Here is a 12095-nt window from a genome sequence, read left to right on the forward strand (position 1 = left end):
TGAAAGCGACCAGTCATCACGACCGGTTTATTGTGAAGGCCAACGATTCCACAAGGAGGAACCCCATGGCGAAGACCAAGAGCACGACCAAGGCCAAGACCGGCAAGCAGAAGCTTGCAGCGGCGGCACCGTCGGCGCCGAACATCGATATCGGGATCACCCAGGGCGACCGCAAGAAGATCGCCGACGGTCTGTCGCGCTTCCAGGCCGATGCGTTCACGCTCTACCTGAAGACGCACAACTTCCACTGGAACGTGACCGGGTCGATGTTCAACTCGCTGCACACCATGTTCGAGACGCAGTACACCGAGCAGTGGGCGGCACTGGACGACGTGGCCGAGCGCATCCGCGCGCTGGGCTTCAATGCCCCGGGCTCCTACCGGGAATTCGCTGCGCTGACCTCGATCGCCGAGGAACCGGGCCTGACCGACAGTGCGGACTGGCGTGAAATGGTACGCCAGTTGGTGGTCGCCAACGAAGCGGTCTGCCGTACGGCACGTGAAGTGCTGGACGTGGCGGCCAAGGGTGACGACGCCCCGACCGAGGATCTGATGACCCAGCGCCTGCAGACCCACGAGAAGTACGCCTGGATGCTGCGCTCGCTGCTGCAGTAAGGATTGAGGGGGGTCGGCAGGGCTTGCAGCCCTGCACCCGCCGAATCAACGTCAACATCAACGTCAAAAGCTGGTTTCCTGTGGGTAGGCGGGGTGGGTCCGGTGGCAGGGGACGCCGTAAACCCGTCCATGGGGGCTTGGCCGCGGCATCCATGCCGCGGACACCCCTGCCACCGGACCCACCCCGCCTTCGACAGTTTTTCGCGATCTGCCGGGACAGCGTCCGCTCTGGTAGGTGTCGACCTTGGTCGACACGGATGAATTCATTCGATATCTGACAGATGTGTCGACCAAGGTCGACACCTACCAACAGCCGCGTGAACCTGTCGAGGGCGGGGCGGTGTCGGATTGCGGGGTGTCAGCCGCATGGATGCGGCTGCCAAGCCTACAGGGACGTACTTGCGGCGTCCCCGCAATCCGACACCGCCCCGCCAACCCACGGATCACCCCAGAGCCGGCTGTTGCCTTTGACGTTGCTCTGGCTTGAAGGCTTCTGCAGGTGCAGGGCGCAGCCCTGCCGAGACACCCCCGCCGGGGTAAACTAGCCGGATGGCTTCCCGTCCCGCGCACGACCTGCTCCAACGCGTCTTTGGTTACGACGATTTCCGTGGTCCCCAGCAGGACATCGTGGAGCATGTGGCTGCCGGTCACGATGCCCTGGTGCTGATGCCCACCGGCGGCGGCAAGTCGCTCTGCTACCAGGTGCCGGCCCTGCTGCGTGACGGTTGTGGCATCGTCATCTCGCCGCTGATCGCGCTGATGCAGGACCAGGTCGAAGCCCTGCGCCAGCTCGGCGTGCGTGCCGAGTACCTGAACTCGACCCTGGACGCCGAGACCGCCGGCCGCGTCGAGCGCGAACTGCTCGCGGGCGAGCTGGACATGCTCTATGTCGCCCCCGAGCGCCTGCTGACCGGCCGCTTCCTGTCGCTGCTGTCGCGCAGCCGCATCGCCCTGTTTGCCATCGACGAAGCACACTGCGTGTCGCAGTGGGGCCATGATTTCCGCCCGGAATACCGCCAGCTGACCGTGCTGCACGAGCGCTGGCCACAGATCCCGCGGATCGCGCTCACCGCCACCGCCGATCCGCCGACCCAGCGCGAGATCGCCGAGCGCCTCGATCTGCAGGAAGCACGCCACTTCGTCAGCTCCTTCGACCGCCCCAACATCCGCTATACCGTGGTGCAGAAGGACAACGCCCGCAAGCAACTGACCGATTTCCTGCGCGGCCACCGCGGCGAGGCCGGCATCGTCTACTGCATGTCGCGGCGCAAGGTCGAAGAGACCGCCGAATTCCTCTGCGGCCAGGGCTTCAACGCCCTGCCCTACCATGCCGGCCTGCCACCGGAAGTACGCGCCAGCAACCAGCGCCGCTTCCTGCGTGAGGATGGCATCGTGATGTGCGCCACCATTGCCTTCGGCATGGGCATCGACAAGCCGGACGTGCGTTTCGTCGCGCATACCGACCTGCCCAAGTCGATGGAAGGCTACTACCAGGAAACCGGTCGCGCCGGCCGCGATGGCGAGGCCGCCGAGGCCTGGCTGTGCTACGGCCTGGGCGAAGTGGTGCTGCTCAAGCAGATGATCGAGCAGTCCGAAGCCGGCGAAGAGCGCAAGCAGCTGGAGCGGTCCAAGCTGGACCACCTGCTGGGCTACTGCGAGTCGATGCAGTGCCGTCGCCAGGTGCTGCTGGCCGGTTTCGGCGAGACCTATCCCCAGCCCTGCGGCAACTGCGACAACTGCCTGACCCCGCCCGCCTCTTGGGACGCGACCATTCCGGCGCAGAAGGCGCTGAGCTGCGTCTACCGCAGTGGCCAGCGTTTCGGCGTCGGCCACCTGATCGATGTCCTGCGCGGCAGCGAGAATGAAAAGGTCAAGCAGCAGGGCCACGACAAGCTCAGCACCTACGCGATCGGCCGCGACCTCGACGCGCGCACCTGGCGCAGCGTGTTCCGCCAGCTGGTCGCCGCCAGCCTGCTGGAAGTGGACAGCGAGGGCCACGGTGGCCTGCGCCTGACCGATGCAAGCCGCGACGTGCTGACCGGCCGTCGCCAGATCAGCATGCGCCGCGACCCGGCCAGCAGCACCAGCGGGCGCGAGCGCAGCGCGCAGCGCACCGGCCTGTCGGTGCTGCCGCAGGATCTGGCGCTGTTCAACGCGCTGCGCGGCCTGCGTGCCGAACTGGCCCGCGAACAGAACGTGCCGGCTTTCGTGATCTTCCACGACAGCACCCTGCGCAACATCGCCGAACAGCGCCCGACGAGCCTGGACGAACTGGCCCGGGTCGGCGGCATCGGCGGCACCAAGCTGAGCCGCTACGGCCCGCGCCTGGTCGAGATCGTGCGCGAAGAAGGGTAGCGGCGGGCCATGCCCGGCGGCCCGTGGATCGGCCGCGCTTCGCGCTCGCTCGGCATGACCCGGCGCTACTCCTACGCTGCTGCCCTTGTAGAGCCGAGCCCACGCTCGGCTGCTTCTGCGGGGACGACAGCCGAGCATGGGCTCGGCTCTACATACATTGGTGCAGCTCCAACCTTGAACCGGCCATTCAGCCGGAAGTGCATCCGCGCCCGCTTGCAGCTAGATTAGCGTCATGTCCCTGGCCTCGACCCTGCTCCGTGTCGTGCTCATGCTCAGCCTGTTGCTCAACGGGCTGAACGCGGCCATGGCCAGTGGTCACGAGGAAATGGGCCGGATGGCGCACGCCGTAGCCACTGCTGTTGACGGCGGCACCGCCGACTGCCACCACCACGCCGGCATGCAGGCCGACGAGGCTCCGCAGGCCAAGGCCCCCGCCCATGACGCTCATTGCCAGATCAAGGACTGCGTGCGCAGCTGTGCCCAGCACCCGCTGCTGGTAGTGCTGCCGTTGCCGGTCATGGCCGGCCCGGCATTGTCGCTGGCCCCGCAGCCGATGCCGGCTAATGGCCGCCCGGCGCCGCCGCTGCCGCCGATCTCGCGTCCTCCCATCGGCTGATTCCACACGCACCGTGCGCCCTGCGCACCGCAGCCGGCCGCCTGCCGGCGTCTTTACGTGTCTGGAGTCACCACCATGAATACCCGCATTCCCCCCGGTCCGGGCGCTGTGCCCATGCCGTCGCGCCGCCTGTTCGTGCAGGGCCTGGCCGCCGGCGGCGTGGTTGCCGGCATCGCCGCTGTCGGCGTGCCGCAGCGCGCGCTCGCCGCCGCCACGGCCGCCCCACGGCTGGCCGGCGCCCCCGCCGTGCTCAGCGACACCCGCATCGAACTGGCCATCGGCGAATCGCTCGCCAATTTCACCGGCCGCACCCGCCCGGCGATCACCGTCAACGGCTCGCTGCCGGCACCGATCCTGCGCTGGCGCGAAGGCCAGACCGTCGACCTGTTCGTGCGCAACACGCTGGAACGCCACCCGACCTCGATCCACTGGCACGGCATCCTGCTGCCCGCCAACATGGACGGCGTGCCCGGCCTGAGCTTCAACGGCATCGGCCCTGGTGAGACCTACCACTACCACTTCGAGCTGAAGCAGTCGGGCACCTACTGGTACCACAGCCACTCCATGTTCCAGGAGCAGGCTGGTCTGTACGGCGCGCTGATCATCGACCCGGCCGAACCGGCGCCGTACCACCACGACCGCGAGCACGTGATCATGCTGTCGGACTGGACCGACATGGACCCGGGCGCGCTGTTCCGCCGCATGAAGAAGCTGGCCGAGCACGACAACTACTACAAGCGCACCCTGCCCGACTTCCTGCGCGACGCGAAACGCGACGGCTGGTCGGCGGCGCTGTCCGACCGTGGCATGTGGGGCCGGATGCGGATGACGCCCACCGATATCTCCGATATCAACGCGCACACCTATACCTACCTGATGAACGGCACCGCCCCGGCCGGCAACTGGACCGGCCTGTTCCGCAGCGGCGAGAAGGTGCTGCTGCGTTTCATCAATGGCGGGTCGATGACCTACTTCGACGTACGCATTCCTGGCCTGAAGATGACCGTGGTCGCTGCCGACGGCCAGTACATCCACCCGGTGAGCATCGATGAGTTCCGCATCGCCCCGGCCGAAACCTACGATGTGATCGTCGAACCGAGCGGCCAGGACGCCTTCACCATCTTCTGCCAGGACATGGGCCGCACCGGCTACGCCGCCGGAACACTGGCGGTTCGCCATGGCCTGCAGGCACCGATTCCCGCGCGCGACCCACGCCCGTTGCTGACGATGAGCGACATGGGTCACGACATGGGCAGTGGTGGCCACGGCGGTCACGACATGGCCGCGATGAAAAGCATGGAAGGTGGCTGCGGCGCCAGCATGGGCCACGGCGCGCACGGCGGCGGCGATGCCGCCAGCAAGGCACCGAAGCACCCCGCCAGCGAACGCAACAACCCGCTGGTGGACATGCAGAGCTCGGCCTCCGAACCGAAGCTGGACGACCCCGGCATCGGCCTGCGCGACAACGGCCGCCAGGTGCTGACCTACGGTGCGATGCGCAGCCTGTTCGAAGACCCGGATGGCCGCGAGCCGAACCGCGAGATCGAGCTGCACCTGACCGGACACATGGAGAAGTTCTCCTGGTCGTTCGATGGCATCCCATTCGCCAGCGCCGAACCACTGCGGCTGAACTACGGCGAGCGCATGCGCATCGTGCTGGTCAACGACACCATGATGCAGCACCCGATCCATCTGCACGGCGTGTGGAGCGATCTGGAAAACGCACAGGGCGAGTTCCAGCTGCGCAAGCACACCATCGACATGCCGCCGGGCACCCGCCGCAGCTATCGCGTGCGCGCCGATGCACTCGGCCGCTGGGCCTACCACTGCCATCTGCTGTACCACATGGAAGCGGGCATGATGCGCGAAGTGAGGATCGAAGAATGAGCCGCTCACTGCTTTCCCCCAGCCTGCTGGCCCTGGGCCTGGCCGCTGCATTGCCCGTGTTCGCGCAGTCGCATGCTGGTCACGACATGGCCGCGATGGATCCGCCCGCGAAGACCGTGAAGGCACCGGTCGAACCGGTCGATCATTCGAAGATGGATCATTCGAAGATGGATTCGGGCGCGATGGACCACTCAGCCATGGATCACTCGAAGATGGACCATGGTGCGAGGCAGCCGGCGACGATGGACCATTCCACGATGGACCACGCCGCGATGGACCACGGATCGCCTGCACCGACCGAACCGCGCGAACCCATCCCGGTGCCGACCGATGCCGACCGCGCCGCGGCCTTCCCGCCCATCGCCCACGGTGCGATGGAGCATGCGCCGGAGATCAACAGCCTGCTGCTGATCGACCGTCTGGAACATTGGGATGGCAAGAGCAGCAATGGCCAGGCCTGGGAGGCCACTGGCTGGATCGGCGGCAACATCAACCGCCTGTGGCTGCGCACCGATGGCGAACGCAGCCGTGGCCGCACCGAATCGTCGTCACTGGAAGCACTGTATGGCCGCAGCGTGTCGCCGTGGTGGGACGTGCTGGTCGGCGTGCGCCAGGACTTCCGCCCGGCCGACTCGCGCACGTGGGCGGCGGTCGGCATCCAGGGCCTGGCGCCGTACAAGTTCGAGAGCTCGGCCACGCTGTACATGGGCTCCGGCGGCCAGGTGCTGGCCAAGGCCGAAGTCGAGTACGACGTGCTGCTGACCAACCGCCTGATCCTGCAGCCGCTGCTGGAAGCCACCGTCGCGGCCAAGGACGAGAAGGAGTACGGCATCGGCCGTGGCCTGAACAAGGTCGAAGCCGGGCTGCGACTGCGCTATGAGTTCAGCCGCCGCTTCGCGCCCTACATCGGCATCAGCCACGAACGCACGTTTGGTGACACCGCCGACTATGCCGGTGACCACGCGCGCGACACGCGCTGGGTGGCTGGCGTGCGCATGTGGTTCTGAGCAGCAGATCGTGAGCAATGGCCAGCCCCGGCAGCCGCCGGGGCCGGCTACACTGCGCCACGTTCCAATGCAGGCACCGCCATGTCGTTGCAGATCCGCCGCGCCACCCTTGCCGACGTCGACGCGTTGTCGGCCATCGCGATTGCCACCTACAACGAAACCTGGGGCGATTCCTATCCGCCGCAGGAGCTGCACGATTTCCTGCAGGCGCACTACAGCAGCGAGCCACAGCGCATCGAACTGTCCGATCCACGCAGTGCCATCTGGCTGTTGATGGACGGTGACGCCGTGGTCGGCTATCTGGCCGCCGGTGCCAACACCCTGCCGCACACGGATGCACGCGACGGCGACATCGAACTGAAGCGGCTCTACATCCTGGCCGCACACCAGAACGGCGGCCATGGTGCACGCATGATGGACGCGTTCATGGCCTGGCTGGACCAGCCGCAGCGCCGCACCCTGTGGGTGGGCGTGTGGGAAGAGAATTTCGGCGCACAGCGCTTCTATGCGCGTTACGGCTGCAGCAAGGTTGGCGAGTACGACTTCATCGTCGGCGACACCCACGACCGCGAGTTCATCCTGCGGCGGCCGTGATCTCGCGCCCCATGTGGAGTCGAGCCATGCTCGACTGCACCTGATCCGTAGAGTCGAGCTTGCTCGACTGCACCTGATCCGTAGAGTCGAGCTTGCTCGACTATTGGTAACAAGAGCCAGTCGAGCAAGCTCGACTCTACAGCGCCTCAGAAATCGAACAGCTCCGACAGGAAGCTGTCCTTCTTCTTTTTCTTGTATCCGTGGCCCCGATTGTCCTCGTAGCGCTGGCCCAAGTGGCGGGTATCACGGTGCATCACCGGCGGCGGAGAGGATGCCGGATGCTGCTGTACAGGCGCGGGCGGCGGCACGGCCGCACCGGCACCGGCACGCTCGATGATCTTGTCCAGTTCACCACGATCCAGCCACACGCCCCGGCAGCCGGGGCAATAGTCGATCTCGATGCCATGGCGTTCGGCCATCTGCAGGGTCTGGGTCTTGCACACGGGGCACAGCATCGGCATTGCTCCTGTCGGTCCTGCATCGACTGTACCTGTGCGGTGATGACTGTGCGGCAACGCATGACCGATGGCACAGGGACTTCCGACGCGTGCCGATGCGGCGGCAGTCGCACACACTGGCCCCCTGTTCCGCAGGGAGTGCGTACATGACCGCGTTGTCCCGCCTGCCCACCGCCGCGCGCCTGCTGCTGGTCCTGCTGGGCGTTGGCCTGGGCCTGAATCTGCGCGATATCGCTGCGGCCGCAGGGACTCCGATTCCCGCCCTGCCCATACCCTACGGCGGCAGCCTGCTGGACAACGCGCTGGCGGTGCTGGTGGCACTACTGCTGGCCACGCTGCTGCGGCCCCGTGGCATGGGCCTGCTGGGCAGCGTCGGGCTGCGCGGGAATGGTTGGGGCGGCCCGATGTGGGTGTTGCTGGCCAGCCTGCCGTGCTGGCTGGGCCTGGCGATGCTCGGCACCCCGAACACCGCGCTGACCGCGCTGGACGCCACCATGCTGGCCGTGCTGTTCCCACTGGCCGAGGAAGTGCTGTTCCGCGGCCTGGGCTTCGTGCTGCTGGTGAAGATCGTGCGTGGTCCGTGGCCGCTGCTCGCGCTGCCGCAGGCGCTGCTGTTCGGCATGGTGCACTGGCTGGGCTTCGGTGGGTTCGACGGCGGCGGCATCGCGCTGTTCGTCGGCGCGGTGATCGCCCTCGGCGGCTTCATCTTCGCCTGGCTCGACCACCTCGACGGTGACACCCTGTGGTGCGGCCTGGTCCTGCACGTTTCGATGAACCTGGCCTGGAATGTGTTCAGCCTTGATGACGCCGTCGCGCTCGGCTGGCAGGCCACCAGCCTGCGCATCGGCACCGCCCTGCTGGCGGTGCTGGTGCTGGCCTGGCACGTGCGCCGCCAGCGGCGCGGGCGGCTGTAACGCCCACTTAGCTTGCCGTGCACGCCGGGCTCACTACCGGCTTGCGCATACTTGCGCGCCTTTCGCTCCCCCTGTTGTCCGGAGTTGCCGCGTCATGTTGCTGTCCAAGCGCTTTGTGGAACCGCGCGTCCTGCTGATCGAGGACGCCGAGGAAACCCAGGAACTCAGTCGCCTCGCCCTGGAAAGCCAGGCCTGCCAGGTCACCGCTGTCAGCAGCGCCGAGGCCGCACTGGGCCTGCTCAACGCCGGCGAACCGTTCGACCTGCTGTTCACCGACGTCTGCCTGGGCGGCATCAGCGGCATCGAAACCGCCAACCGCGTGCGTGAGCACCTGCCACAGCTGCCGATCCTGGTCACCTCCGGCATGGACCAGCACCGCGTGCTGCCGCAGCTGCGCGCCGGCATCCACTTCCTGCCCAAGCCGTACAGCATGAGCGAGCTGCTCGATGCCATCCGGCTGTGCTTCCGGCACGCAGCGGATGCCACGCTGATACCGCCGCCGCAGGCCAGCGCGGCCTGAGGCAATCATCCACGCCTGGCGTGGATCTACTGATTCCGTTTCTCTTCGGCATGGATCCACGTCAACACCACCGGTAGATCCACGCCATGCGTGGATGCAGCCCCCCATCAACCGCCGGTGTACGGCCCTTCACCCGGCATCACCTCCAGCAGTGCGCGAGTGATCACCCGCGGGTAGACCGTGAGATGGTCCTCGCCGTCAATCACCACGTTGTCCACCTTCAACTTGCGCCCCGTGCGCTTCAGCTGGGCAGTGAAGTCCGCGGTCTGCCTCAGCATGTCGTTGCCGGTGGAATAGCGTGGCCCTGGCTTGTCCGTCTCGTAGCTACCCACCGACAGCAGCACGCGCGTAGGCTGAGCCGGAACCACAGCGCCATCCTGCATGCGCGGCAGCAGAAGCTGGTCGAACCACAGCGAAGGACTGGACAGGATGTAGGTGCTGAACATGTCCGGTTGTGTGGTCAGCACATAGGCACCGAACAGCGCGCCATAGGAATGACCAGCGAACATGCGCCGGGCGGGATCGGTGCGATAACGCGCATCGACCATCGGCAGCACCTGTGCGGCCAGGAAATCGCGGTAATGTGCCGCACCGCCGTAGGTGACGTCATCACTGTAATAGCCACCGACCGTGCGCGCCGGATTGCTGGGCGTGTAGTCGCGCGAGCGGCTCTGCTTTGAAGTCAGGCCTTCCTGCGGCGGCAAACCGACCAGGATGAAATTCTCGATGTTGACGCCCTGCTGCCCCACCAGATTGCGCACGCTGCGCACCAGCGGGAAGCTGTACAGCGCATCGGTCACGTACAGCACCGGATAGTGCTTTTCCGGATGTGCGGCGTAGTCGGCCGGCAACGCCACCCAGATCGGGTAATCGCGGCCGACCGGATCGTGCACGCGCAGCGCCTCGGTATCCGGCAGCACCACGCCCGGCGCGGCGGTGGCCGCGCTTTCCTTCGCTTCATTCTGGGTTGCCGGTTGCGCCACCGACATCGCACAACCACTCACGGCCAGGCAGGCCGCCACACTCCATCCACGCACACGCTGCATCCACACTCTCCCGTTGCGGGCGACGCACCCGGGTGGCGCCGCTACCGCATCCTCACACGTCGCGCGGCGCCGCGCCACGCGCGGTCAGGGCGAGGCCGGCGGCGGCGCCGGGAACAGCGTGCGCAGCGCCTGCAATGCGGCCGGGTGGTAGATCGTCGCGTGGGTTTCCTCCGGCAGCGGCAGGTACTTCACCAGCGGCGACGGCGACGCCTGCTGCAGCAGCGTGGCCAACTGCGCGGCGGACGCAGCCAGCTCCGGCTGCCCACTGCTGGCCAGGAACACGCGCGGCTGCGCACGCGTCACCGCCGGCAACTGCTTGGCCGCAGCGGCCAACATCGTGCCCCGGTTCCACCACAGGCTGGGGTCCAGCGCGATGTAGCTGTTGAACAGTGTCGGCTCCTGCAGCAACGTCTCGACCACGAACAAGCCGGCCAGCGATTCACCGATCAGCGCGCGCTCGTCGGTGGTCGGGTAGCGTTGGCGCACCTGCGGCATCAGTTCATCGCGCAGGAAGCTGCGGTAGGCCGCTGAACCGCCGATGCGGGGCGCGATCTTCTGGTCTTGTGGGTCGCTGCTGGGGCCCGTCATGTCGCGGCGGCGTTCGGTGTTCTCGATGCCTACCAGCAGGAACGGACGCATGCTGCCGTTGCCGCTCAGCACCTGCACCAGCCCGGCCACATGCAGGAAGTCCTCGCCGATGCCGCCATCGGCCATGTACAGCACCGGCAACGCCGCCTTCGGGTCCAGGCCCCACGGCTGCGGGCGGTAGACATTGATGCGGCGGGTTTCGCCCAGCGCCTTCGATTCAATGGTGAAGGTCTCGCCGATGACCAGCGGGGTTGCGGCGGCGGCCTGTGCGGACGGTGCCGGCTCGGCGGCCATCAACGGCGCGGCGGAGACAGCGGACAACAACAGCGACAGCACGATCAAGCGCATGGAGCGGCCCATCCTGGGAAAGTGCCGAGCATAACGCCAAGGCCAAGGCGTCGGCCGATTCGGCAAGCCTGCACGTATGCTACGGCGCTGCGCGATGCTTGAACTGTATCGGGAAATGACTGCAATCGCGTTTGCTAGCATTCGTCGTTTCCTACAAGGAGTTGGGACATGGGGGGCTTCAGCATTTGGCACTGGATCATTCTTCTGGCGGTCGTCCTGATCCCGGTCGGCATCGCAGCCGTCATCGCAGCGATTGTCCTCAGGCGAAAGTAGATCCACGCCATGCGTGGATGCGCATTCTGGGGATGCCTCAAGCGCATCCGCGATGGCACGCGCGAAGCGTGCCGCCGTTGGCATGCTGACCGTGGCGGAAATGCTGCACGCCGCTGAGCGCTGCCGGTCGATGGCCACGCCCGACTGCCATCTGGATGAAAGGGGGGGCGATGGGTTGTTCTTCGCCGGCCGCAGGCTGGCGGAACGGGTGTGCCGGGATATCCGGCCGGCGTACCCCCGCTTTACCCAGAACCGGTCCATACTTGGGACGGGCTGGTCGCCAGTCCCTTCGAAACCTACAAGGAGGTTTGCATGTTGAGTGCCGTGCTCATCGCCGCGCTGGCCGCCAGCCCGGCCGCGCCCGTACCGTATGCCGATTGTCTGCTCGGCAACATCCAGCCCGGGCTGTCTGATCGTGCCGTGCAACTGGTGCAGGAGGCCTGTGCTGCAAAGCATCCGGAGAGCTTCGCCGCAGCGATGGAACTGGAACGCAGAACCAACCTGCAGCGGCTCACCTATTTCGAGGCCGCAAAAGCGGAGGCGGCACGCTCTGCGAATGCGGCAGCAACGGCCGCACAGGAGGCTGCCGACGCGGCGGCGGCTAAAGCGAAGAATGCGCGGACGAAGTAGTTGCCTTGGACAAGCGCCACAAAAAAGGCACCGCATTGCGGTGCCTTTCTGAATGACCTGGGTCATTGAATGCAATGGTGGGCCGTGAAGGATTCGAACCTTCGACCAAAAGATTAAAAGTCTTCTGCTCTACCGACTGAGCTAACGGCCCATTGCACTGCCCCAGCCTTTCGGCGGGGTGGGCATTCTACCCTACTTTGCCGGGCCGGGTGAAACCCTGGTGCGTCGAGGTTGCCGGCCAGCGG

12 protein-coding genes and 1 tRNA gene are annotated in these 12095 nt (G+C 66.5%); 9 read left to right on the forward strand and 4 right to left on the reverse strand.

The genetic code is table 11. The annotated features are described in order from the left end of the window. Positions 1 to 65 precede the first annotated feature (65 nt). The 6 genes from ACZLIB_RS17610 (at position 66) to ACZLIB_RS17635 (ending at position 7073) form a co-directional block, all read left to right on the forward strand. Entirely contained in the window at positions 66 to 614 is a 549-nt protein-coding gene (locus ACZLIB_RS17610; RefSeq protein WP_006439098.1) for a Dps family protein, read from the forward strand. A gap of 549 nt (positions 615 to 1163) precedes the next feature. Continuing rightward, positions 1164 to 2969 (forward strand): DNA helicase RecQ, encoded by a 1806-nt coding sequence (recQ, locus tag ACZLIB_RS17615; protein ID WP_478468270.1) that lies wholly within the window; start codon positions 1164 to 1166, stop codon positions 2967 to 2969. A 232-nt stretch (positions 2970 to 3201) separates the two neighbouring features. Then, positions 3202 to 3585: a CopL family metal-binding regulatory protein gene (locus ACZLIB_RS17620; protein ID WP_049400501.1), complete on the forward strand. Its 384-nt coding sequence runs from the start codon at positions 3202 to 3204 to the stop codon at positions 3583 to 3585. A 75-nt stretch (positions 3586 to 3660) separates the two neighbouring features. Continuing rightward, complete coding sequence (locus ACZLIB_RS17625; RefSeq protein WP_107431695.1) at positions 3661 to 5472, forward strand: copper resistance system multicopper oxidase; 1812 nt, start codon at positions 3661 to 3663, stop codon at positions 5470 to 5472. Next, on the forward strand, positions 5469 to 6479 hold the full coding sequence (locus tag ACZLIB_RS17630) for a copper resistance protein B (RefSeq protein ID WP_132810654.1): 1011 nt from the start codon (positions 5469 to 5471) through the stop codon (positions 6477 to 6479). The genes ACZLIB_RS17625 and ACZLIB_RS17630 overlap by 4 nt, the downstream gene beginning before the upstream one ends. An 81-nt stretch (positions 6480 to 6560) precedes the next feature. Continuing rightward, positions 6561 to 7073 carry an N-acetyltransferase family protein gene (locus ACZLIB_RS17635; RefSeq protein WP_478468272.1) on the forward strand — a complete coding sequence of 171 codons (513 nt, stop codon included), beginning with the start codon at positions 6561 to 6563 and terminating at the stop codon, positions 7071 to 7073. Positions 7074 to 7219: 146 nt separating this feature from the next. On the opposite strand, the gene ACZLIB_RS17640 is transcribed toward ACZLIB_RS17635, so the two are convergent. Then, positions 7220 to 7528 carry a TFIIB-type zinc ribbon-containing protein gene (locus ACZLIB_RS17640; RefSeq protein ID WP_132810656.1) on the reverse strand — a complete coding sequence of 103 codons (309 nt, stop codon included), beginning with the start codon at positions 7526 to 7528 and terminating at the stop codon, positions 7220 to 7222. 149 nt (positions 7529 to 7677) lie between these two features. Here ACZLIB_RS17640 and ACZLIB_RS17645 point away from each other — a divergent pair, with 149 nt between their 5' ends. After that, a complete protein-coding gene (locus tag ACZLIB_RS17645) occupies positions 7678 to 8445 on the forward strand; it encodes a CPBP family glutamic-type intramembrane protease (RefSeq protein WP_478468273.1) in 768 nt (255 codons plus the stop codon). Between the two features lie 94 nt (positions 8446 to 8539). Further along, positions 8540 to 8965 (forward strand): response regulator, encoded by a 426-nt coding sequence (locus ACZLIB_RS17650; protein WP_049400506.1) that lies wholly within the window; start codon positions 8540 to 8542, stop codon positions 8963 to 8965. A gap of 107 nt (positions 8966 to 9072) precedes the next feature. Here the strand turns inward: ACZLIB_RS17650 and ACZLIB_RS17655 are convergent, their stop codons facing one another. Both ACZLIB_RS17655 and ACZLIB_RS17660 read right to left on the reverse strand, forming a co-directional pair. Continuing rightward, on the reverse strand, positions 9073 to 10011 hold the full coding sequence (locus ACZLIB_RS17655; protein ID WP_478468275.1) for an alpha/beta hydrolase: 939 nt from the start codon (positions 10009 to 10011) through the stop codon (positions 9073 to 9075). A gap of 84 nt (positions 10012 to 10095) precedes the next feature. Further along, positions 10096 to 10947: an alpha/beta hydrolase gene (locus ACZLIB_RS17660; protein ID WP_049422915.1), complete on the reverse strand. Its 852-nt coding sequence runs from the start codon at positions 10945 to 10947 to the stop codon at positions 10096 to 10098. A gap of 585 nt (positions 10948 to 11532) precedes the next feature. Here ACZLIB_RS17660 and ACZLIB_RS17665 point away from each other — a divergent pair. Beyond that, a complete protein-coding gene (locus ACZLIB_RS17665; protein WP_032128523.1) occupies positions 11533 to 11850 on the forward strand; it encodes a hypothetical protein in 318 nt (105 codons plus the stop codon). 75 nt (positions 11851 to 11925) lie between these two features. Here the strand turns inward: ACZLIB_RS17665 and ACZLIB_RS17670 are convergent. After that, positions 11926 to 12001, reverse strand: a tRNA-Lys gene (locus ACZLIB_RS17670). Positions 12002 to 12095: the final 94 nt, after the last annotated feature.

This window comes from Stenotrophomonas sp. 220_Sma (genome assembly GCF_056487375.1).

What these genes read in the sequence shown, in the direction of transcription:
- ACZLIB_RS17645 (WP_478468273.1), top strand. Translation starts at nt 7,678, where the DNA reads ATGACCGCGTTGTCCCGCCTGCCCACCGCCGCGCGCCTGCTGCTGGTC.
- ACZLIB_RS17625 (WP_107431695.1), top strand. Translation starts at nt 3,661, where the DNA reads ATGAATACCCGCATTCCCCCCGGTCCGGGCGCTGTGCCCATGCCGTCG.
- ACZLIB_RS17610 (WP_006439098.1), top strand. Translation starts at nt 66, where the DNA reads ATGGCGAAGACCAAGAGCACGACCAAGGCCAAGACCGGCAAGCAGAAG.
- ACZLIB_RS17655 (WP_478468275.1), bottom strand. Translation starts at nt 10,011, where the DNA reads ATGCAGCGTGTGCGTGGATGGAGTGTGGCGGCCTGCCTGGCCGTGAGT.
- ACZLIB_RS17665 (WP_032128523.1), top strand. Translation starts at nt 11,533, where the DNA reads ATGTTGAGTGCCGTGCTCATCGCCGCGCTGGCCGCCAGCCCGGCCGCG.
- ACZLIB_RS17650 (WP_049400506.1), top strand. Translation starts at nt 8,540, where the DNA reads ATGTTGCTGTCCAAGCGCTTTGTGGAACCGCGCGTCCTGCTGATCGAG.
- ACZLIB_RS17630 (WP_132810654.1), top strand. Translation starts at nt 5,469, where the DNA reads ATGAGCCGCTCACTGCTTTCCCCCAGCCTGCTGGCCCTGGGCCTGGCC.
- recQ (WP_478468270.1), top strand. Translation starts at nt 1,164, where the DNA reads ATGGCTTCCCGTCCCGCGCACGACCTGCTCCAACGCGTCTTTGGTTAC.
- ACZLIB_RS17660 (WP_049422915.1), bottom strand. Translation starts at nt 10,947, where the DNA reads ATGCGCTTGATCGTGCTGTCGCTGTTGTTGTCCGCTGTCTCCGCCGCG.
- ACZLIB_RS17635 (WP_478468272.1), top strand. Translation starts at nt 6,561, where the DNA reads ATGTCGTTGCAGATCCGCCGCGCCACCCTTGCCGACGTCGACGCGTTG.
- ACZLIB_RS17640 (WP_132810656.1), bottom strand. Translation starts at nt 7,528, where the DNA reads ATGCTGTGCCCCGTGTGCAAGACCCAGACCCTGCAGATGGCCGAACGC.
- ACZLIB_RS17620 (WP_049400501.1), top strand. Translation starts at nt 3,202, where the DNA reads ATGTCCCTGGCCTCGACCCTGCTCCGTGTCGTGCTCATGCTCAGCCTG.